General features: G+C 37.1%; 18 protein-coding genes. 3 read left to right on the top strand and 15 right to left on the bottom strand.

The genetic code is table 11. The annotated features are described in order from the left end of the window. Positions 1-109: 109 nt before the first annotated feature. The gene (locus tag CBF29_RS00275) at positions 110-1,309 is read right to left on the bottom strand and encodes an argininosuccinate synthase (protein WP_126806054.1); all 1,200 of its coding nucleotides are present in this window, start codon (positions 1,307-1,309) and stop codon (positions 110-112) included. Between the two features lie 238 nt (positions 1,310-1,547). Between CBF29_RS00275 and CBF29_RS00270 the strand changes: the two genes are divergently transcribed. From CBF29_RS00270 to CBF29_RS00260, 3 genes are all read left to right on the top strand, one after another. Then, on the top strand, positions 1,548-2,312 hold the full coding sequence (locus tag CBF29_RS00270; protein WP_126806052.1) for an ABC transporter ATP-binding protein: 765 nt from the start codon (positions 1,548-1,550) through the stop codon (positions 2,310-2,312). Then, complete coding sequence (locus CBF29_RS00265; RefSeq protein WP_126806050.1) at positions 2,305-3,897, top strand: ABC transporter; 1,593 nt, start codon at positions 2,305-2,307, stop codon at positions 3,895-3,897. Before CBF29_RS00270 ends, CBF29_RS00265 begins: the two co-directional genes overlap by 8 nt. 134 nt (positions 3,898-4,031) lie before the next feature. After that, positions 4,032-4,229, top strand: coding sequence for a hypothetical protein (locus tag CBF29_RS00260; protein ID WP_126806048.1), 198 nt, complete (start codon positions 4,032-4,034; stop codon positions 4,227-4,229). A gap of 117 nt (positions 4,230-4,346) precedes the next feature. On the opposite strand, the gene CBF29_RS00255 is transcribed toward CBF29_RS00260, so the two are convergent. From CBF29_RS00255 to CBF29_RS00190, 14 genes are all read right to left on the bottom strand, one after another. Next, on the bottom strand, positions 4,347-5,774 hold the full coding sequence (locus CBF29_RS00255; protein WP_126806045.1) for a 6-phospho-beta-glucosidase: 1,428 nt from the start codon (positions 5,772-5,774) through the stop codon (positions 4,347-4,349). A 99-nt stretch (positions 5,775-5,873) separates the two neighbouring features. Beyond that, entirely contained in the window at positions 5,874-7,787 is a 1,914-nt protein-coding gene (locus CBF29_RS00250) for a beta-glucoside-specific PTS transporter subunit IIABC (RefSeq protein WP_126806043.1), read from the bottom strand. Positions 7,788-7,901: 114 nt separating this feature from the next. Next, positions 7,902-8,747, bottom strand: coding sequence for a BglG family transcription antiterminator LicT (licT, locus tag CBF29_RS00245; protein ID WP_126806041.1), 846 nt, complete (start codon positions 8,745-8,747; stop codon positions 7,902-7,904). A gap of 478 nt (positions 8,748-9,225) precedes the next feature. Further along, the gene (locus CBF29_RS00240) at positions 9,226-9,654 is read right to left on the bottom strand and encodes a VOC family protein (RefSeq protein ID WP_126806039.1); all 429 of its coding nucleotides are present in this window, start codon (positions 9,652-9,654) and stop codon (positions 9,226-9,228) included. A 296-nt stretch (positions 9,655-9,950) separates the two neighbouring features. Further along, positions 9,951-10,436, bottom strand: a complete 486-nt coding sequence (locus CBF29_RS00235; protein ID WP_126806517.1) for an FUSC family protein — start codon at positions 10,434-10,436, stop codon at positions 9,951-9,953. 222 nt (positions 10,437-10,658) lie between these two features. After that, on the bottom strand, positions 10,659-11,441 hold the full coding sequence (locus CBF29_RS00230; RefSeq protein ID WP_126806037.1) for an ABC transporter ATP-binding protein: 783 nt from the start codon (positions 11,439-11,441) through the stop codon (positions 10,659-10,661). 16 nt (positions 11,442-11,457) lie between these two features. After that, positions 11,458-12,504 carry a taurine ABC transporter substrate-binding protein gene (locus tag CBF29_RS00225; protein ID WP_126806035.1) on the bottom strand — a complete coding sequence of 349 codons (1,047 nt, stop codon included), beginning with the start codon at positions 12,502-12,504 and terminating at the stop codon, positions 11,458-11,460. Next, entirely contained in the window at positions 12,505-13,284 is a 780-nt protein-coding gene (locus CBF29_RS00220) for an ABC transporter permease (RefSeq protein WP_126806032.1), read from the bottom strand. It lies immediately after the preceding gene. 78 nt (positions 13,285-13,362) lie between these two features. Continuing rightward, positions 13,363-15,066, bottom strand: coding sequence for an FAD-dependent oxidoreductase (locus tag CBF29_RS00215; RefSeq protein WP_126806030.1), 1,704 nt, complete (start codon positions 15,064-15,066; stop codon positions 13,363-13,365). Positions 15,067-15,117: 51 nt separating this feature from the next. After that, positions 15,118-16,386 carry a YeeE/YedE family protein gene (locus CBF29_RS00210; RefSeq protein WP_126806028.1) on the bottom strand — a complete coding sequence of 423 codons (1,269 nt, stop codon included), beginning with the start codon at positions 16,384-16,386 and terminating at the stop codon, positions 15,118-15,120. Positions 16,387-16,825: 439 nt separating this feature from the next. Then, positions 16,826-17,743: a magnesium transporter CorA family protein gene (locus tag CBF29_RS00205; RefSeq protein WP_126806026.1), complete on the bottom strand. Its 918-nt coding sequence runs from the start codon at positions 17,741-17,743 to the stop codon at positions 16,826-16,828. A 124-nt stretch (positions 17,744-17,867) separates the two neighbouring features. Then, positions 17,868-18,704, bottom strand: coding sequence for a class C sortase (locus tag CBF29_RS00200; RefSeq protein WP_126806023.1), 837 nt, complete (start codon positions 18,702-18,704; stop codon positions 17,868-17,870). Positions 18,705-18,774: 70 nt separating this feature from the next. Continuing rightward, positions 18,775-20,367 carry a SpaH/EbpB family LPXTG-anchored major pilin gene (locus tag CBF29_RS00195; protein ID WP_126806021.1) on the bottom strand — a complete coding sequence of 531 codons (1,593 nt, stop codon included), beginning with the start codon at positions 20,365-20,367 and terminating at the stop codon, positions 18,775-18,777. A gap of 43 nt (positions 20,368-20,410) precedes the next feature. Continuing rightward, entirely contained in the window at positions 20,411-22,780 is a 2,370-nt protein-coding gene (locus CBF29_RS00190) for a SpaA isopeptide-forming pilin-related protein (RefSeq protein ID WP_126806018.1), read from the bottom strand. Positions 22,781-23,796: the final 1,016 nt, after the last annotated feature.

The raw sequence follows: 23,796 nt of genomic DNA, 5'->3' as shown, positions 1-23,796 counted from the left end.
AAAAACATTTTGAAGGCCATCATTCTGACTGCCATTTAAAAATCATTGGAAAAATGATGATTGTCTTTTTGGTAAAACAGAACGCCGACCTTCATTGCTGAGAAGGACATTATTTTTTTTGCATTGCTTGAACTTCTGCATTGACTTTGGAAGGCAATCCCCACAATTGAATGAAACCAACGGCTGCATCCTGATCAAAAGTGTCCGCAGAAGTATATGTAGCCAAAGCTTCATCATAAAGACTGTTTGGTGATTTTCTGCCTTCTACGATTACATTACCTTTAAACAATTTGACTCTAACCGTACCGTTAACATATTTTTGAGAAGATTTGATAAAAGCAACTAAGGCATCTTTGACCGGATTGAACCAAAGACCGTCATAAATGATTTGAGACAGCTGAAGTTCGATATAAGGTTTCACATGAGCCAATTCTTTGACCAAGGTCAAGTCTTCTAATTCTTTATGGGACTTTAATAAAACAGTGGCTCCCGGGCATTCATAGACTTCACGAGATTTGATACCCACTAGTCTGTTTTCTACATGATCGATTCGCCCTATTCCGTGTTTACCTGCCAAGTCGTTTAGGAATAAAATCAAATCGGATAATTTCATTTTTTCTCCATTAATGGAGACTGGCACACCTTCAACAAAATCGATTTCTATGAAATCTGGTGTATCTGGTGCTTCCTCAAGACTTACCGTCAGATCATAAGCATCTTCAGGAGGTGTCGCCCACGGGTTTTCTAAAATCCCGCATTCATTGGCTCTCCCCCAAAGGTTTTGGTCTACTGAATATGGACTGTCTAAATCGATGGGAACAGGAATCCCTTTTTCTTTTGCATACGCAATTTCTTCTTCACGGGACCATTTCCATTCCCGGATAGGAGCGATGATTTTCATCTTTGGGTCCAAAGTAGCGATAGAAACTTCGAAACGAACTTGATCGTTTCCTTTACCGGTACAACCATGGGCAATCGTCGTAGCCCCGACTTCATGAGCCAGTTCTACCAGTTTTTTTGAAATCAACGGTCGGGACAATGCTGAAACTAAAGGATATTTTCCTTCATACATCGTATGTCCTTGCAATGAAATCAAAGCATATTCCTGTGCAAACTCCTCTTTAGCATCAATCGTATAAGAAGCACTGGCCCCCACATCCAAAGCCTTTTGTTTGATACCTGCCAAATCTTTTCCTTCACCTACATCTAAACAACAAGCGATAACATCGAATCCTTTATCAACTAAATATTGAACAGCCACAGAAGTATCTAATCCTCCTGAATATGCCAATACTACTTTTTCTTTCATATTTATTCACTCCTAAATCGATTTTTATCTACTATAACAAATAATAATTTATTTTTCAATACATTATTGCATATTAATTCATAATTTTGGTTTTTTATCACTTTTATACTGAATATTATGAATATTTGAGCCATTTTGTACTCAAAGGCGATAGAAGAACCTTACAATTTAGAAAGCTAAGTTGAGATAAGTAAAAAATTGTAGTATAACTGATATAATTAACAAGGAGGTTCGAAAAATGATTGAGGTAGTTGGATTAAAGAAAAACTATGGGGAAACACAAGCGTTAAAAGGGGTAGATTTAACTATTCCAAATGGGAAAATTTTTGGTTTTCTTGGACATAATGGAGCGGGAAAATCAACAATCATCAAGAGCCTTGTCAGTATTATAGAACCCACCGAGGGGAAAATATATTTTGATGGGGAAGAATTAATCAATAATCGTTTAGACATCAAAAAAAGCATCGGATATGTTCCCGATACGCCTGATATGTTTCTACAATTAACGGCTGAGGAATACTGGGATTTGGTTGCGGCCGCCTATGAAATTCCTAAAGACGTAAGGCAACAAAGACAAGAAGAACTGCTAGCCCTATTTGAGATGACTGGAAAAGAGTCTGATACCCTTGAAGGTTTTTCACACGGTATGCGTCAAAAAGCCATTGTCATCGGTGCTCTTCTATCAGACCCTGACATTTGGATCTTAGATGAGCCTTTACAAGGTTTAGATCCGCAAGCTGCCTTCGATTTGAAAGAACTTATGAAGAAGCATGCTGAAAATGGCAAAACTGTGATTTTTTCGACTCATATTTTATCTACTGCTGAACAGCTTTGTGATGAATTAGCCATTCTTAAAAAAGGTGAATTGATTTATAATGGCTCGGTCAAAGATCTCTTAGCTTCTGCAGAAAATGAGTCGCTTGAAAAAATTTATTTAAAAATGACTGGAAAACATTCTAACGGCGAGTTGATCGAGGAGTTGGAGGAAATGGAAGATGAGTAAAAACCAACTGCTGGCATTATTAAAAGTCAACTTTTTGTATGTTAACCCCCAATACACAACAAGTTCGAGGAAAAAGAAAAAAACAGGCAATCAAATCGTTAAAAATGTAGTATTGCAATATTTGCTTCTATCTGTATTTTTTGTTTTTGTTTACGGTCTTTCCATGTTTACGGTTGATTTCAGTCAATTTCCCGGCTATTTTACGTACTACATCGCTCTATTTAGTTTAATGAGTTTCTCGCAAGTCTTTACTTCTATTTTCAATATATTTTTTCAAAGTAAAGACTTAGCAAGCTATCAACCGCTGCCGTTCAATCTAAATCAGATTTTCATCGCAAAATTTGCAGTAGTTGCCTACACCACTCTGCCGTTTTTGCTGCCTATACTGGCACTTTTCTTTTTAGTCGGATGGCAGTCGAATATTTTTATTTTAATCAATATTATTGTATCTCTGATAGCATTTCTCGGCTTATTTACTTTATTGTTTGAACTTTGTGTCATCTGTGTCTTTGGTATCACCCGAAGTAATTTTTATAAAAACAATCAAAAAATCGTCTCATCTATCTTGATGTTGATTCCAACTGTTTTAGTCGTTGTTGCAGTCTTGTTTTTAAATTTTGATACCGGTACTACTTCTGCTGAGATGGTGGATCGCGGAATTATTCCTTTCATTTATCCATTATACGCAGTTGTTACCAACCCTTTTTCACTTAGCAGCGTTTTGATTTTAGCAGCTATAGTACTTTTGATTGCTGGTCTATTTCGTCTTATCAGTCTTTGGATCGTTCCAAGCCTTTACGACATAACCACAGTCAACCATAAAAAGAAAAGAAGCACAAAGAAAAGAAAATCTCATGCTAGTTTAAAAGAGGTCCTGATACATTACAACCGTGGCTTGATCAATGATCCCACACTTATTATGCAGTCTCTTTCCAGTACAATAATCATGCCAATGGTGATGATCATTTCTGGTGTGGTCGGGGCTCAAGGAATGTTAAAATTATCAAATTTAAGCCTAGATTATGCTGGGGTGTTCTTCTTTACTGGCATTGTTTTTTCACTGATGACTGTGAATGGTGCTTCTTTTGTGGCTAACTTGATTTCATTAGACCGGGAAAATTTCAATTTCATCCGCAGCTTGCCGATTTCTATGAAAACTTATTTGTCAAATAAGTTTTGGTTTGGCTATTTGATACAAGTTGGCTTAAATATACTGGTGATACTGCTAGCATGTATTTTCCTGAGACCGCCTGTCCTATTAATCATTTGTATCTTGGCGGGAAACATCATCGGAGCATTTTTTATTAGCCAGCATTATTTCTACCGCGATTTTCGACTCCTTGAACTTCAATGGACGAACGTTTCACAATTATTCTCACGAGGCGGCGGAAACTTCGCCTTGATGTTTTCCATCTTCGGCGTGTTGTTCGGAGGTATTATTTTAATCGTGGTTTATGCCGTAACAATTACTATGATGGGACACCTAGCTTTAGCCATTAACCTTGGTGTGCTTGCAGTGTTAGCCCTCATCTTCGGGTTGCTGTATATTTTCTATAGAAATAAATTTTGGCAAAAACTTAGTTAATACACAACAATAAAAACTTCCAGTGTAAACTGGAGGTTTTTATTGTTGACCTCTTAGATTATAAGAGGAACATATCGAGTTTTTCTTGATAACGTTTTCATCTAGTGATATTCTTATATCAAGGAGGTAGTTATATGATATATTTAATTGGCATTATTTTTTTATTAGTAGGTCTATGGACACTTGTGATGACTTGGCGAGCATTCACTTACGTCAAAAAAGATGGAGATGAAAACACCTCCCCTTTTATTGTACTGGGACTGGGGAATGGGTTAATATTTTCTGTAATTTCCATTGGTGTTGCACTCGCGTGTTTTTTCAATAAATTTTAAGCCCTTTGATGCAAAATCACGAGGCCGGTCATAAGTCAGGAAGTAAAAAAGTGTCAGATTCTCGCTGAAAAACGAGTCTGACACTTTTTTTGATGTCTATTTTTACCAAAAATCTTGTTAATCTAAGTCTTCTCCATTAGAAGCAATAACTTTTTTATACCAGTCAAATGATTTTTTCTTTGAACGTTTCAATGTTCCGTTTCCGTCATTGTCTCGGTCAACATAGATGAAACCGTAGCGTTTTTTCATTTCGCCTGTGCTGGCACTGACTAAATCTATACAGCCCCATGAGGTGTATCCCATCAAGTCTACACCATCGATTTCTACAGCATCTTTCATCGCCTTGATATGATCTCGCAGATAATCGATACGGTAGTCATCTGCCACATAGCCATTTTCATCTGGGGTATCCACGGCGCCTAAGCCGTTTTCTACGATAAAGAGCGGTTTCTGATAGCGATCATATAATTGATTCATCGTTGACCTCAAACCGAGAGGATCAATTTGCCAGCCCCATTCAGATGCCTTCAAATAAGGATTTTTCAATGAAGCAAAAATATTTCCAGCTACTTTTTTGTTCATCTCCGGATCGGTCGATACCGTGCGGGAAGAATAATAAGAAAATGAAATAAAATCAACTGTATGTTCTTTCAGTAATTCCAAATCACCGTCTGCGATTTCCAGCTCGATGCCTTTTCTTTCCATCTCTTTTAATGCATAGCTTGGGTAAGCTCCCCGTGACTGTACATCAATGAAGAAATAATTCTCCCGATCTTTTTGAACGGCTGCAAAATAATCTTCCGGATTACTCGTGTAAGGATAATAATTTCCGGCTGCCAGCATACATCCCACTTGGTTTTCAGGGTCGACTTCATGCGCAATTTTAGTCGCAATGGCACTTGCCACCAGTTCGTGATGGGCTGCCTGATATTTTATCTGTTCTTCATTGTCCCCTTCTTCAAAGTAAAGACCCGCTCCCATAAATGGTGCATGTAAAATCATATTGATTTCATTAAAGGTCAACCAGTATTTAACAAGTCCTTTATAACGGTTGAAGAGCACACGGCATAGGTTTTCATAAAATCCGATTAATTTTCGACTTCTCCAAGCACCGTAAGTCTCAACTAAATGCATAGGACAATCAAAATGAGTGATCGTAACTAGGGGTTCGATACCATGCTTGTGACATTCTTTAAACAAATCTTCATAGAAAGCCAATCCTTCTTCATTTGGCTCAGATTCATCCCCCTTTGGAAAAATCCGACTCCATGCAATAGAAAGACGATAGGTTTTAAAGCCCATTTCTCCAAACAAGGCGATATCTTCCTTATAGCGGTGATACATATCAATGGCACCTTTTGCCGGATAAAAATGCTCGTCATCAAAATCAAAATGTTTCATTTTCCCAGAAATAATCGGGAAACGATCTTTCCCAATCGGCACAACATCAACATTGGCTAATCCGCGTCCGCCTTGATCATAGCCGCCTTCACACTGGTTAGCAGCGGTAGCACCGCCCCATAAAAAATCCTTACGAAATCCCATTTATTATTACCTCCTAAAATTCAAAAGCTTACTTCTTTAAAGATAGTACTAACTATATCCTAGCACATATTTTTTCAAATTTCTCCGAAATCAAGAAAATCACATTAATAAGGTCAACAGATCCTCACCAGATTTGATGTTGCTTTCGCTCGTTTCGATAATATCAAGAAAATCATCCTTATTGGTCACGATGACTGGTGTTTGAACACTATAGCCAGCTTCTTGTATTTTTTTAACATCAAATTCCACTAACAGTTCACCTTTTGACACACGATCCCCTTGCGCAACATGAGCCGTAAAGAATTCCCCGTTGAGCTGTACAGTATCTAATCCGATGTGAATCAAAACTTCAGCTCCTTCATCAGAAACTAAACCAATCGCATGTTTCGTCGGGAATAACGTCATTATAGTTCCGTCAAACGGTGCCGTTACTTTGCCGTCAGTCGGATCGATGCCCACACCTAATCCCAACGCTCCTGAAGAAAATGCTTCATCTTTGATTTGATTCAATGGAATGATTTTACCCGTCATCGGACTGCTGACTGTCAACGGTGCTTTGACAAGAGAAGATTTTTCCTCGACAGTTGATGCTTCAACAGTGTCATCTTTCCAGAAGAAGTAAGTCAGAACAAAGGCAATGACCATTGCAATCCCTGCTGCAACTAATGATTTCCAAATACCTGACGTATCATTTGTCGCTGGATTTACATAGTTAAAAATTCCAAAGATTCCTAATCCACCCACTGTATAAGCTTTTAAATCAAACATCATCATGATGGCTCCACCGATTCCGGCACCGACCAAGGAGAAATAAAACGGTTTTTTCCTTGGCAAGGTCAACCCGTAAATAGCTGGTTCAGTGATACCAAAAGTTCCAGAAATCATTGCTGGAATTGCCAAGCTTTTGGTTGCTTTATCTTTTAGTTTGAAGAACATAGCTAAAACAACAGCTGTTTGGGCAAACGTCGTAGCAAACATTGGCGTAAGCGCCTGAGAGTAGCCAAATTGCTGTACTTGAATAAACGATAGCGGAACCACGCTCCAGTGCAAACCAAAAATAACCAGCACTTGCCATAATGTTCCCAAAACCACACCATACAAGATTGGTGAAAAGTTAGCTACAGCTTCAAATCCGACTTGGAACAGGTTCGTTAAAATCGTAATCACAGGGCCAATGACAAGAAATCCTACAGGAACAGAAATCATTAGAACAAACAGCGGCACAAAAAAGTTTTGAATCATCTCAGGAATGATTCTCTTAGCCAACTTTTGAATTTGAGCTGCAAAGGCAACAACAAAAATAACTGGAACAACAGAACTGACATAGTTATTGGCGATCACTGGAATCACGCCGAATAATTTCATATAGGCAGTCCCTTGGAAAATCCCGCTTCCCACCACTGCTGGGGTCGTCCCGGCAGCTTCAAACAAAGCAGCAAGAGTGTCTTTTTGAAGTGCAGGCATACAAAGAGCCATCCCGATGGTCATCCCCACAATAGGTGCCAACTTAAATTTCTTCGACGAAGTATAACCAATAACGATAGGCATAAAATAAAAAATTGCATCACCGACGTTGAACAATAATTTGTACAAATCCCCGTCGCCGCTCATCCATCCAAAGGCTACAAATGCACTTAAAATCCCCTTCAACATACCGCTGGCAGCCAGCACACCAAGAAACGGCTGGAAAGAACCGCTAATAATATCTATCAATCGGTCAAATATGTTCATTTTTTCATCCGGCTCTTCAGAACCGCCTTCTGATAGACCAGCGACTGACATGACATCCTCAAAGACATCCCCTACATGGTTGCCTATGACCACTTGGTACTGACCTGCGCTTTTCATAATCGTTACGATACCGTCAGTGTTCTTCAAAATATCATCATTTGCTTTTGTTTCATCCTTGAGCTTAAATCTCAAACGTGTGATACAGTGACTCAAACTATTGATATTTTCTTTTCCGCCTACATTTTTGACAATCTCTTTTGCTAGATTTTCATATTTTCCCATTTCTTTTCCTCCTAAATAATTGCATACGTTGATACAAATTCTCTAGTAGGTTTAGCCAACTTAATGTCACTATCCAGTTTCTTTTCGTTGTACCTCTACCCTCCTTAAATTATTTTAAACTAATTCACTCTGTCTGATGACCCGATCAATATGGATCGTCAAATAAAGTAATTCATCTTTTGTTATATCGTACTTATACTGCTTGGCAATAAAGTCCGAAATAGTTAATGCACACTGATAGGCATTGCGATACTTCAACTGTATCATTTTTATCAAATCCTCATCAGTTTCATCTTTGTAATGAGTGTTAGACACAAGACGGTAAGCAAAGAATTTTAAATGTGTGATGAAGCGATAGTAAACTACCGATTCTTCCTGAAATTCTATGTGGAAATTATACTTGATGATCGTTGTGATCTCCTGCATGATTTTCGTGATTTTTTCAGCATCATTAAAGTTTGGTGCCAGACCGCTGTTTAACAAGTGTAAAGCAATGAAACCTGCTTCGTCTTCTGATAATTCCAAACCAATTTTATCTTTTATAATTTCTAAAGCTTGCAGGCCCACGTCATATTCTTTTCTAAAAAATTTTTTTATATCCCAAATTAAGATGTTGGTTATTTCTAACCCTTCTTTGACACGTTTAACAGTTGAGTAGATATGGTCTATCAAATTGGTGTAGATATTTTCACTGAAAGAATTATCTAGGTTTCGGTTCGCAATCTCAACTATTTCATTGGCGATTTCAATATATTCGATTGGCACGTCTTTTAGTATTTCCTGAAAACGGTAAGAGGCAGCTTCATCCTTCAACACATAGGTTTTATCGATAGCATTTTTCGAAATCTGTTCCCCAACCCTTTTTTTAAAAGCGATACCCTTTCCCATGACGATGGTTTCCTGTCCGCTTTGATCGTGAGTAACCACCACATTATTATTTAAAATCTTGTCAATTTTCACCTTTACCTTCTCCATTTCTCCCTAAAAAAACAAATACCCAACCATGCGAAATAAACAGAAAATCCAACCTTCCATTTGATTTCACACGATTGGGTTTAGCTTGCAAACTGCAATCACTATCCCGTGTATTCCTTTTCATAACAAATATTAGCTCAAATACGCACCTTTGTCAACCTTGTAAAGGTATTGTTTTGCCAAAAAAATAAATTTAACTCTTCAGCGATACAGACAAAAAAACCGTCATACACTTGTAATTTTAAGAACATAATATTTATTTTTTCTTTAAACGAATTGTTGTTTTGTAGGTTACAAGTCTGAACAATCGTCCGTATGGCTGTCTATTCATTTGCTTCAATATGCTAAAAAAGAGAATCTGCATAGAGAACCGTCTCTCAAGTCCTATGCATTACTAAAATTACTTTCTTTAAATGCTTATATTTGTTAGTTGATGCTAAAGCTAAATTCACTATGAATTATTCTATTCGGGCTTTTTATACATGCTTGCGTCCCAAGGAATGCTCGGGTCGTAATCATCAGGCGGGCGATGTTGGGGAGCAGTGATAAACCACCAAACGCCAAATTTATCAATAATTGTGGCAGCACATGGACTCCATGGTAAAGGTCCAATCGATTCTTTGATGATTCCTCCCTCGCTTAAAATCCGGTATACTTTATGTACCTCTTCTTCGCTTGCCAACGTCACTCCTATCTGTATCGCCTGTTCCATAGCAACTTCATTCTGTGCTTCTACGACAGCGAAACCTTTACCATCTTTTGATAATTCGGAATGAAAGTAGCTTCCATCAGGATTTTTCACATAATAGCCAAGCTCCAAACCAAATGCTTCTTTATATAGATCGACAGCCTCAGAGCTATTTTTGACAGAAATGCCTATGTTAATTTCCACACTATCCCCTCCTAATCATATTAAAATATTCTACATTCATAATATTCACTCACAACAAATCACTGCTAACAATTTTTACTATATGTTAAAATACTAGGTTTATAAAATGGTTTGAGATTTGCCACAAGCTATTTTTCGTATCTGAGTGAAGTAACGGTTTCATAAAAAACAAATAAATCACATACGAAAACGTATCATAGGACAACTAAATAATTGTCAATATTTTTAAAGTTTCGGATAACATTTTTTGATTTATGCAATGTATCATTTATTCTCCCAGAATAATTACAGATAAATTAATTTTCTTCTTTCTTATTCTCAGCTAAAGTTGTCGGACGGCAAGGAATAATAAAATTCATCCCAAACGCAATAAACATACCGATAAAACTGTCAATGATTCTATCCAGTGCATAGCTGTAAGATTGATGGCTGGGTATCATAAACAAGATTGTCAACAATGTGGCACTAGCACCCACTGTCCCTTCCTGATAGCCCAAAGTTGATAGAATCGTAATCATCAGCACGATAACCAGAGGAATCGCAATGAGCTGGACCAGCTCTGTTTTGCCAAAAACATCAAAAATAGCGATGACCAGCAATGAAAGGATTGCCCCTAACACATTGCCGACCACACGATGTTTGCCAAATTTTACTGTATTTTCAATATCTTCCCGCAAAGTAAAAATTGCGGTGATTGAAGATACCACATAGGTTTCCCTTTTCAATAAAATACTAATTAATATACAAATAAACACACTTAACCCTGTTTTAACTGTTCGCATCCCAATCTTCAAATTTTCAATCTCCTTAAATCTTTCTGAGCTCCACTAAAAACAACCTGATTTCATAAACTCTTTTCATGTGATTATTTGAATAAAACAAGTCTATCAACGGTTATCAACGAACTTTTAGCGCCAACTTGATGATACCATAAATCATCGCAGATTTAATAAATAAATAAAAAAAACAGGAAGCTGTCTTTGAAAAAGAAGCTTCCCCATTTGCTATTTACTTAGTAATTTGCTGAATTCTATTTTGTGTTCGTGAAATTCCTGATCTTCTTCCAAGAGATAGGACGGGTCACTAAGAATTTTTCTACTGAAATCTATCTTTTTATCCACTTCAATCTGACCCGGTCTTTTAGACATGACGATGATACGAGTACCTAATTTTAAAGCTTCTTCAATGTCATGAGTAATCAGAAAGATAGTCTGCTGACTATCTTGCCAGAGATTCCGAATCAAGGTTTGCATAGACATTCGGGTAATGGCGTCAAGAGCGCTGAAAGGCTCATCCATCAAAATCAACTCAGGTTCATTGATAAGTGTTCTTGCTAGGGCAACACGCTGCTTCATCCCGCCTGAAAGTTCATACGTATGGGACTCTTCAAAATCGGCTAATCCAACTTTTTCAATGTAAGCTTGACTTTTTTCTCGAATAACCGTGGCATCTTCTTTTCTGATTCTAGGACCATACTCAATGTTACGACGAACTGTCAGCCACGGATACAAGGTGGGAGACTGGAAAACTACTCCTCTAGTCACATCAGGCGCGATAATTTTTTTGCCATGCATTTCACAGCTTCCGGAACTTGGTATCAAATATCCAGCCAGAATTTTCAGTAAGGTACTTTTCCCGCTGCCAGAGGGGCCAATGACACAAACAAATTCATTTTTAGCTATTTTTAGATTTATATTTTTCAAAACTGGAAGATCTTCAGCTTGTTTTTTAAACTGATGATTCACATTTTTAACGACAATCATTTCATCATGAGTTGAATTTGTCATCCTCCACCCTCCATTTTCATTTTTCTAAAGCAAGCTCCACATATTTCGAAGAAATAAAACGATTGACTTCCTTTTCGTCAGGGACTCTCTTGATGGACCCCTGTTCTTTTAAGAAAACGGCAGTATCATAGAAAACATCATGGAATTTTCCCGGATTATCAGAAGTTCCCAAGTAGCCATCACCAACCTGTTCTTCGAGTGTAAGCCATTCAGTGGCTTTCATCTGACTCAAAGCATCTTCCTCAGTAATTTCAAGTGCATCAGCGGCTGCTTGAGCGGCCTTTTCAGGGTTATCTTTATAAAGCTCAACAGCTTCATTCAGTGCCAGTAAATAATCACGAACTAGATTAGGATACTTTTCTGAAAAATCCTTATGAACTAAATCAATATTGGCTGTCAAATAACCTTTTTCAGCCAACTCCCGACTGTCGATTAACACATCGCCAGTTTCCTTGATTTTACTCAACGTAGGTTCCCATGTGTATGCTGCATCGATGTCTCCACGCTCCCATGCGGCAACTATCTCTGCTGTTTCCATATCAAGAATAGTGACATCATCTTCGATTTTCGCTTCTTCAAGTGCTTTTAACAAACTCAAATGGGAAGTGGAACTAAACGGTGTCGCAATTTTTTTTCCTCTTAAATCTTCGACTGACGTCGCTCCTAATTCTTTTTGAGCGACTAATGCTTCATTTTCTCCCAGCACTTCATGAATCCAAATCAACTCCACAGGTAATTCCGTTGCACAGGCAACAACCCCATTAGTATAGCCCATTTCGGCAAAGTCTATACTCCCTGAAGCAAAAGCCTGATTTGCTGCTACGCCAGAATCAAAAAACATAAAACTTGTTTTAATCCCTTTGTCATCAAAATACTTCTTAAAAAAATCTTGCTGAATGGCTACTTGTTTATCATTTGGTACTCGAATGATTCCAATTCGCACCTCTTTGGGATTAGCAGCCTCTTTGGTGCTTTCCTCTTTGTTTTTTCCACAGGCAGCAAGCCCCCCGCTCAGTAAAACAAGCAGACCGACCATCAAAAAAATTTTATTTTTTAATTTCATCTACTCTTTTCCTTTCCAAAAAACCACTTTTTTCTCCAGCTTCTTTAAAAGATGGTCAATGACTAAACCAGTTACTCCCATGACGATGATGCCGACAAACATCACGTCGCTTTTTAAATATCTGGAAGCATCAATGACCATCCAGCCAATGCCGGAAGTCGCTGCTATCATCTCAGCTGAAACCAGCGTAGTATAAGCAACACCGACAGCCGTTCTTAACCCAGTAAAAATCTCAGGCAGACAGCTCGGAAGAACAATTGTAAAGAAAACATCTTTTTTATTTGCCCCTAAAGATTCTGCACTCAACAAATAATCTGGATTGATATTTCCTACAGCTGACACACAAGCAAGATAAATCGGTGCAAATGCAGCCAAGAAAAGCAATGTCAGCTTGGAAGATTCATCAATCCCTAACCATAAAATCAAAAGTGTATAATATGCCAGCGGCGGTAACGGGCGATAGAATTGGACAATTGAATCCACCACACCTCTGACTGGAACGAAATAGCCGCTTAACAAACCTAACGGGATCGCAGTGACTAAAGCCAAAGAAGAAGATATCAGTAGTCTAGACAAACTGACTCCGGCATGTCTCCAGAAAGATATCCCATTATATCCATTTTTTAAAATATCAAAAAAAGTCATGACTACTTCTGAAGGGGAAGGTACCAGACTTGAAGAAATTAACCCAGTCTCTGTTGTGATGAGCCAGACAAGAACAATGGTGACCCATGTGCCGATAGCATAGTATCTAGTGCTGATTTTCTTTTTCTTTTCCATTATATCCCAACTTTATCTTATAATATCAAAAAGGCATAAGATGATAAACATTTCCTATGCCTTTTTTTCTTTTAGAGATTACAACAAATCAAATCGGTAGTTAGTAACCACTGGTTTACGTCCAGTGACTTGATCATTGTAATATTCATACATACACAAGCCCAAAAATGAACCCATCAAGTTGAAAACATTGTCAAATCCACGCATTTGTAAAGCTTTTACCATGTTATAACTGCGTTGGCTAGATAAGCAGTGAACATATACCGGCTGATCTTTTGGAATTTCATCCAAACGGTTTCTGAATTCGCTGAATGGAATATTTACAGCATTTATCATATGCCCTTCCTCATACTCATCTGGTTCACGACCATCAATGATAAAAGCATTAGATTCAATCAGTGAACGGATTTCCGTCACAGGCACTTGCTTGTATTCTCCATTCAAAATATTCAAGCCTACCAAAGCAGCCATATTTACAGCGTCTTTAGCCGTCCCAAACATTGGAGAATAAGACAATTCTAATTCTTTCAAGTCTTCTAAATTCCCGTTCATTGTGATCATCGTGGCAATAATATCGATTCGTTTGTCCACATTTCCTTCTCCCATACATTGGGCACCTAAAATTTGACCCGATGGGTAAGCAAAAATCAGTTTGAAATAAATCGGACGTGCGTTAGGCATCAATCCAACTTTATCTTTTGGAATGACATAAGACGTGCGGTAGTCGATTCCCTCTTTTTTACAGTCTTTTTCATTTAGCCCTGTTGAAGCAGCATTCATCTCAAAACATTGAATAACGGATGAACCAATCACACCAGTATTACGATACTGTTTACCATACATATGATCAGCAACGGCTCTGGCTTGTCTTTGCGCCGGACCAGCCAAGGTCAGGCGAGTTGGTTTGCGTGTAATCAGATTCGTTGTTTCAATGGCATCACCGACAGCATAAATATGAGGCTCTGAAGTCAAATAATGATGGTTGACCTTAATACCGCCAGTTTTTCCAATCTCTAAACCTGCCGCTTTGGCAAGAGTCAACTCTGGTTTTACTCCAATAGCCATAATTACCACTTGACCAGGAATTTCTTTTCCAGAAGTCAGCAGAACACAATCATCCTTAATTTCAGCAATGGCATCTTCCAATACAAGATTTACATCGTTATCCATAATTTCTTTATGAAGGATTTGAGCCATATCATAATCAAATGGCTCCATCACCTGATCTGCAGCTTCAATCAAGCTGACATTTTTTCCAGCTTTTTTCAAGTTTTCTGCGACTTCGATTCCGATAAAGCCTGCACCGGCCACTACCACATCTTGAACATTATTCTGATCGATATAACGCTTGATTTGATCGATGTCTGGAACGTTTCTCACTGAAAAAACATGTGCCGAATGGATGCCTTTGATGTTTTCAGGCAACACCGGGTTAGCTCCCGGAGATAACACAAGCTCATCATAGGCTTCGATAGTTTCTTCGCCTGACAAGAGATTTTTGACAACGATTGTTTTTTCTTTAGGATTGATTGCAGTCACTTCATGATTGACACGCGCATCTATATTATATTGTTTATCAAAAACCTCAGGTGTCATCAAAACTAAATTTTCTGATTCTTCTACGATACCGCTCAAATGAAAGGGTAAAGCACAATTTGAGAAAGAGACAAAAGGTCCTCTTTCAAACATGACGATTTCAGCAAATTCATCAATTCTTCTGATTCTCGCTGCAGCAGAAGCCCCTCCTGCTACTCCGCCAATAATTAAAACTCTTTTTCCCATAATAGCTGCCTCCTATAAATTTTAAAAAACTTTAAATCATATCATCTTAAGTTAATCAAGATTCACTGCTTTTGCAAGTTTGTTGCCAAGAATCCCCCCGGCGACAAGCGCGATCAGAAAAATCCAACCTGATAGTGAAAATTGAGCAATTGGTGAATATAAAGCACCCACATTACAACCGTTAGATAAGCGTGTACCGAAGCCCATCAGTAATCCTCCCAATGAATAGAAAGCCAATCCGTTCATTGTCAATTTAGGAATAGATTTAACTGTCTCCTTAAATTGTCCAGATGTTAGAAGGAAAACCAAGGTTCCTAACATAATACCAATATTCTGAACTGTGACACCATTTTGCAATAAAGATGCTGTGAATGTTTCAGGTGCCTGATGAGTAAAGCTAGCCAATGAATCAGCAGAAACACCAAAAACTGTCAATAATTTACCAACCCATATACCATAAGGTGTTGAAGCACCCCATCCGCTTTTAGTTACTGCCATTAGTATAACAAAAAGAATGGTCAGCATAAATGCTCCTTGTTGCAACGTCCAAGGTTTTGTCAACACGTGATTGATGGTAGATTCATTTGATAGAGAAAAAGTTTTTACATCTAAGGTTTCTTTTCTGTCTTGTACCCGTTCAGAAGGAACCCCAACATATGTCCCTTTGTTGATACGAGATTGTTCATAACGATAGGATAAATAAACTACAATACCAGCAAATATCATCGTTAAGACGATGGCACCAAGATAGCCATTCAAGCCATCCCACTTAAACCAGTCTGGAAGAAATACCCCTTGAGAAAATTTCTTACCAGTTTCAGAGGTGAATAGAGAAGTTGTGACCCAAGATTGAGTGCTTTGCAGCGGAAAACCAACGAATACCCCAATACCGAAGAAAATCAAAGTCACTCCTGCCCGCGGTAAATCAGTGACGATATCAGTCATCACGCCAGAGGCACAACAAGACGAAAGAGCCATTCCAATTCCGAACAAAACCCCACCGACTATCAAGCCTAAATTAATCGGATTGATCCACAAACCGTAAGACGTGATATCTTCTGCAAAAACTAAAAATGCAGCAGTAGCAATTGATGTGATGACGAACATAAACATCAATGTACGCATTAGTTTTGTAGAACCCGTCCGGTAAGCCCTGTTCACACTGCCGGCAAATCCAGTATAAGATCTCGATAATACATACCCAAAAGTAAGTCCAATAATTAAACGAAAATACATCATATTTGATGGCAGTATTTGTAGTCCAACAATTAAAAAGACAAATAATAAAATAAATCCAAAAATTCTTTCCTTCAGTTTCATAAACATTCTCCTTTGTGAATTTTATAACTAGGTCATTATAACATTAAGGACAAATTAATTAAAGTAATTATTAAAAGTTGATTAAACTTGTAGATAATAAACTACAAAACCAGTTCTTAACTTGAATGTAGACAAAAGCATTTCAGAAATAAGACAAATTATTTTCTCATATTTTTTACAAGCATATGTTTAAAACCAAAAAATAAACAGATGACTGTCAAATTATTTTCGCTTATGAATTCACAAACTCCGGTTTTTTGCTAACAATCGTGTGATGGTTTAAATGTTATTAAATTAAGAAATATTTGAATACACTTAAAAACTCCCAAAAGACAGCTCGGAAAACATTTATGAAGCATAAAAAACAGGAGTATAAACTCACCCCTGCCCTTATATTAGTTCATTAGATTGTATCTCCCAAAAACAAATACGGATCTCTCTATAAAAGTTTGATTTTTTTCAAAATGAAATAAATCATAAGAGAAATAAACACCATGATACCTAGAAGAATATAGTAGCCGTTGGGATTTTGGAGCTCCGGCATGTTTTCGAAATTCATGCCATAAATCCCGGTCAAAACTGTGATTGGTGTAGCAAAGACTGTAAAGACAGTCAGCTTGTTGATAACATCATTGGTTCGAGTACTAACTGTACTGTCATAGATTTCTAAAAGATGGACACAAGTTTCATAAAGATTGGAAGAAAATTCGTACAAACGGTTAATCGCCACATCTAATGTATTGACAACTTTCATTTGTTTTTCAGAAATCAAATTATTAATGTTCAATATCAGGTCGTCTCCTACGTACAATAGCAACCTCATATATTTTTTAACTTTAAAACAATTATTCTTTTTTTCGACTATCTCTTCCATCCCGTGAACTTTGTCACTTATAATAATTTCATTTTCGATTTCAGCTAATATTTCTTCATACAAATACAAACTATCAAACATCTCACTGAACAACGCATCTAAAAAACTTACATACAATTGGCTAATATCATTCGTCTGAATAGAGGGCAAAAAATCATCTAAAAAGTCTTCTAAGAGATGGCTTTCTTCCGTGAGTGATAAAATTAAAAATGTTTTACCAAAAACTAAAGAAAAAGTTTCAAACTCAAAGGTGCCTCCGACTGTTTGAAAGTAAATCAAATTTAAATAATCGTGATCTTCTCGAGCATCAAATCTGATAAATGTATCTGCCCTTTTAATAGTATTCCTTGAAAAATCACTGATACCGAGCAGGTCTGCCATTTTTTTCACTTGATTCTCTTTTGCAATCACAAAACAAGGCTCATTGACAATACTGTTATCCAATGTGTGACTATTCCCCTCAAGCAGGTTATATATTTTCATATCATCCAAACCTTCCTCCCAGATTTTATCGCCTTTATTTTATCATATTTCACGATTAGACGAACTTTTAAAATTACGTTGGAGTCAAGTTTATCCGATAAAATCATTTGATAACTCTCTAATATTATTTAGTCTTTGTCGTTAGTCTCTTTTTTATAATTAACGCTCCAAGTATGATAAAAAGCATCAGTGTGCTTGTTATAATAACCGAATTTCTCAAGATTTTATCAGCCTCTGTCTCCTTTTTGATTGGCTTTATTTTTTTTCTTTCTTCTGGAAGATACTTAGTTCTGCTGCCTCTGACCAAAAGTCTGTGGGAATTTATGCCATAAGGAGTACAAGTAATCAATGTTGAATAATCTTCATCCGTCTTTGTCGCTAAATATTTCAAATTGTCAGGTGTGACCACTTTAATCTGGTCAACTTTATAAGCCAAAACCTTATCTAGCGCATGAATAAAAAACAAGTCACCTTTTTCTAATGAGGTTAAATCTGTAAACATTTTTGAATGAGCCAAACCGCTATGGCCTGTCAGTACACTGTGATTGCCTTTACCACCTATCGGCAAAGAAGTCCCCTCCATATGTCCGATACCTTTTTGTAACACACCCTCACTGGTGCCATGATAAACTGGTAATTTGACAGAAATTTTAGGTATATCGATGACTGCCATGGTATTGTCGGGAAAGTTCAACACCTGTTGATAATCTTTAGGCAAGGCGATACCGCTGCCGACAATGAAAGGATCCTTGACAGGGTCTCCCTTTAGATTTTGATTGTAAACCACAGCTTTTTGCCATTCTTCTTTTAATTTTGCATCATCTTCGGCATTTATTTTTTTTTCATAATCTAAAGTCTGAGTTGATATTTTTTTGTCATACAACTCTTTGCTTATGATCGGATAGACTAAAAAGCCTAAGCCTACGAAAATCAACAAAAATGTAAGCAGCCGTCGTTTCATCATTTTCACTCCTAAAACTAAAGACTGAAAATTGATAAACAATGTTCAGTCTTTAGCCTATAATCATTTCTTATGATATTTTTTTCTTCTTGTTAGAAAAAATACCAAAAATAATTCCCACACCGATAATAACTATCCCAACAACAGAAAAAATCAAAGCCGCTGTACTACCTGTTTTTGGCAATAATCCTTTTTTACTGTTTTTTATTTGAGACTTGATTGTAAAGGTAGGAGAATCTCCTGAAGAACTGACTTGATCAAATGAGACTTGGACAGCATCATCCAATAGATGGTAGCCTGTGGGCGCCTTCGTTTCGACCAACCAGTAACTTAAATAATCTGTGATGGTTTCCCCACCTTGGGCATCAATCGTCGAACGATAGTCTTCAATTCCCTTAAATTCAGCAAAGCCGTTCTCATCTGTCTTAACCATCCACGCCGAAGCCAAATCATAGCCATTCTCACCAAAATCAATGATTCTGCCTTCTTCATCTCTTCTCAAATAATTTCCTTCCTTGGCATTTTTTTGAGAAGAAGCTAATTGAAATTCAGCATCTTTTAGTTTTTTATTATCCCTTGCACTCAATTTTTCGATTTGAATGGCTGCTGTATGGATATCCACTGAGGATGTTTCCACAGTAACTGTTTGACCATTTTTATTTACAAAATTAACCGAAGCTTTATTTCCTACGACCATCCGATCATCAGTCCCTAAAGATTGATTCACTTCGACATCAAAGGCTAAAATGACAAACTTATTGTTGGATAATTTTTGTCGGCCAGCTGCCGTAAAGTCTACTGAAAAATTCGAAGCTGTATTAAGAATATAATCTTGACCTAGTAACATCTCGGTGCCTGGAAGCATCTCTCCTTCTTTTGTATCAGACGTATATACTTTTAAACTGTCTGTTTGTAAAGTTAGAGCTGTATCCAATGTGTCAATAAGCGAGAAAGTAATGTTTTCGTCGATGGTGGGATTACTGTCATAAATGCCTGCTGGTACTTTAGTATTCATACGATACGACATCGTCCCGCCAATCCGGTTTGCTAATGAGGTTTGGGCGATTTTTTCAGATGCCAGTCCCTCATTTTTGGGATACACGTGAACATCTGTCAACCAATCTGACCCGCTAGGATTTGTCATAGGGACATGAACAATAAATGGCGCAATTGGATTTAAAGTTATTTTTTCCCCTGCAATTTCTATAAACTCTGTGGAGCGTTCAACAACGATATAGGCTCCTTGAGGCAAGTTTGGTAAAAACGCGGTGCCATCACTATCAGAAATAATAGAAGAAGATTTCACTAAGTCATAAGTCACGCCTTCATCTGTAACAGTCAGTGCCTGTTCGTCAACAATTAAACTTTTTCCTTGCGGATAGGTGCCTTCAATAGGGACAACTTTGAACAGATCGAAAGTGATACCTTCTAATGGTACAGCAGAATCGGGCAACTCATGTACAGGAATTGCCTCTCCATTGTTAGGGATATTAGCCAAATCAGAATCTGCCATATAATACTTATGAATGTAAAGATTTCCTGTCTCAGGTGCCACATCGGCAGCTTCAGCAATTGATAAAAAGCTGCTGAAAGTACTTAGCAGTAATACGATAGTAATAATAAATGACACTAACCCTGTTGATTTGATTTTTTTGATTTTCATATTATTTTTCCTCTCTCTTCTTTCATCACTCGTTGAGCAAAAATCAATCCTTATTTTTTGAATCAGTAAAAATATAATACACTCCCCCCATCCCTAAACATGTGATGCCTGCAATCAATCCAACTAACGCACCAAGACTTCCTGTTTTTGGCAGTATTGTCGTTGGATAATTGGGAAGCTTTAAAACTTTTTCTCCTTCTTGTTCTTCTATCATAAATGCAGGAGGCAACTTATCCCCCACTGCTTCGATATGTATTCGTTCGTCAATAACCTCTTTGTAAGGATCAAAGTGGACTTCCCAGTTTCCTAAAGGCAACTCATACCCTGAATGGGTCCGAGTTTCCACTAATAAATAATTTCCTTTTTTTAAATTATTGAACCGTACTTCCCCAATCTCATCACTTGCAGTTTCTTCCACATATTGCCAACATTCAGGAAATTCCTCACCGGTAAATTTTTCGTGGGTGTGATTTTGCGTGTCATCAAAGCACTGATACAACGTGAAAGCTACATTTTCCATAGGTTGATACTCTTCATTCACTTTGTAAAACACTAAAGGCAGCAATGGTTTGGCTTTATTAGTGATTGCCATGGATATCTTATTGGCTGTATCGCCTTCCATCAATGTTGCTTCTACCGGCTTCCGGTCATTTTCAACCGTTCCATCATTCAAAATATCAATCAGCAACGGTTCAGAATTTTTCTCAAAATTCTCTGGTGCCTCAAGCTCCGTTAATGTGTATTTTCCGGGAAATAAATTTTTAAACATAAAATGATCTATTGCTTGATTATCACTTGGCAAGGTCACGTTGATGTTGGGACCTGTTAATTGGAATTTTGCCCCTTTTAACGGCTCTCCCATCTCATCTGTTTTTTGAATTTCCAAATCAAAAGGTTTTAACTGATTCTGGTGTCGCAAGGTCCAAAATGGCGCATTTTCCTCAAAATTATCACCTGCGTAGATAATTTCTCCATATTTTGTTAAAGAAAATTCATAATCCCCTGCAACAGTATCGTAGCCCACAGGTCCCTGTGTTTCTTTCATCCGGTAATCTCCCGGCTCTTGTAAGGTAAAAGGAGCGAAACCCTCAGTATCAGTCATTTTTTCTTCAACCAAATCATACGCTCCCCCCGCGCTTTTCTTTTCTAGTTGAAAGACGGCTCCTGACAAACTCAACAGCTCCTCCTTATTTCCCTCAGCATATTTTTTAATCCCAACTGAGACTGGAGAGAATCTGTTTTCAACCGTTAAATGAACACTATCCTTTTCTGTTGGGACACTTTGCCCATTCACAGTCACCCTGCCATTTAAATCTATGCTGATTTCCCAAGATGCAATTTCTGATAATGAATGACCTGCCGGCGCACGAGTCTCTTTTAACAGATATTTTTTCCCAAGAGTCATGCGAAAATTTTCAGGTAATCGGTATGTACCATCTCCGCTATCCACCAGCGTAACTTCACTGCCGCCATCAACAGCTTTTAAAAGAAATTCCGCTCCTTCAAGAAAATCTCCCCGTGTACTTACTTTGGATAAACTAAGGTCTGTTCCCACATAAACACGGGTGAAAAAGACACCTTGACTCTGACCTCCAACGGGATTGCCGGCTAGAGGACCTGTTCCGCTCGTGAATCCCCAATAAACACTGTTGGGATCAGCTAAATCATTTCTTAAATTATAATTTAATGAAAAGGAGGAACCTCCAACCGAACCATACAACCTGCCATTACCAAAATTACCACCAGGATCCCAATTATAAACAACTTTTCTCCATCCTCCATCTGCTACCGGGTTGAATATCGTGCCGTTGAATAAAACTGTATGTCTGCTCACCACGTCATTGCTTCCGCTAGTTCTGATGGCCACATGCCCAGTATGATTACCATAGATTGTCATATAATTAAAGAGATCGTGATCCCCATCTTGTAAAGATTGGTCTTGATTCACTCGAGAATTATAGTAAGTATCAAACTCCAACACATGGGCGCGACCTAGTCCGTTGCCATAAGCGCCAATGGAAGACCCCACGCCTCCAACGTGTTCGGCAGTCCCATTTCTGAAAATTAAAGTAATACCATCTGCAACCACTTGCCGCTGGAGTGCATTACCAAGATAAGCATAAAATTCAAGACGAAAGGGGTCATTTAAGTTTATCTTTCTTTTACTCCAAGCCTGTCCAGAAAAATCGGTCCTGTTAGGCCCAGTTAAATCAATGACGTGTTCTCCAGGAATATTATGATAAATAGTTGAACCGGAAAAATTATAGAGTTCTGACATATCTATCGAAATCACACCGCTAGGTAAATTAGGATATCCGGTTACGGCTGCAAATGTTTTTGTTAAAGGTGTTTCTATTACCAAAATAGTTATAATTAAAATCAAACTCAAAAATATTTTTTTGAATTGATTCACATATGTTCACCCCCTTCCTCTCATTAAAATTTAATATTTCTTAAAATAAAGAAATATTTTATGTTTAAATCATTTTTAGGCAACCAAGACCAAAGAATAATATTTTAAAACAAAAAATATATTTTTGAATATTTTATAACAAATATCAAGATTTAGTTAAGAATAATATTATTATCTTAAAATATAATTTTCTTTCCAAAAACTTTCTAAAAACGCGGTATTTTTGCCTTGATAGATTATATTATAGGTTTATTTTTTTAACAATCATCTTGTTTCAATTTTTTATGAGTTAAAATAAAAAAACATTGAAAATATTTTACATATATATTTTTAATGTTTTTTATCCAATTATATTCTCTCAATAATAAAAATTATTTCTATAAAAGTATTTTTGAATATTATTTTTCATTATTAGATTCCTTTAATTTAAAAAATATTTAAATTAATTCTGATGATTTTTGCGTATTAAAATAATGAGCTATTTTTATAAGATAATATGCTATCAGAGTCTATTGTTAGCTGGATTGAATCAGAAACAATCCAAAATCGAGTTTTTTGAATTAACAATTTTTTTATTTTCAATGAACTTTAGCTGAATTTATTAAATACATTATTGTTTATTTCTAGAATAATCAAGTTTTTTCTGAAGCTATATTTTGCATGTAAAAAACTCCTTTATCAACTTTTTCTAAAAGTTAATAAAAGAGTTTCAACTTGTTATCTCATTCTGTCTGGTATCCACATCAGAAACATCATCATTTGATTTGTATATCCGAAGTCCAAAAATCTGACTCGAATTGCATACTGACTGAGTGATAATGGCTTCTAACTGCTTATCAGTTTAGGCATCCTTGTAATTCAGTTCCAACTTGTGTTCTTCCCTTCTGATATTAAAAAACAACCTAGAGAAGCAACAGCTTCCCCAGACTGAGTAAGAGGGTTGATGGCTGTGACAGTCAACACATCTTGTCCCTTACATATACTTAGGCACATTTATACCAGCTTTTATAAGTTGA

It is taken from the genome of Vagococcus elongatus, from assembly GCF_003987645.1.
GTDB classification, from domain to species: Bacteria; Bacillota; Bacilli; order Lactobacillales; family Vagococcaceae; genus Vagococcus_A; species Vagococcus_A elongatus.
This window is presented reverse-complemented; position numbering and strand designations above follow the sequence as displayed.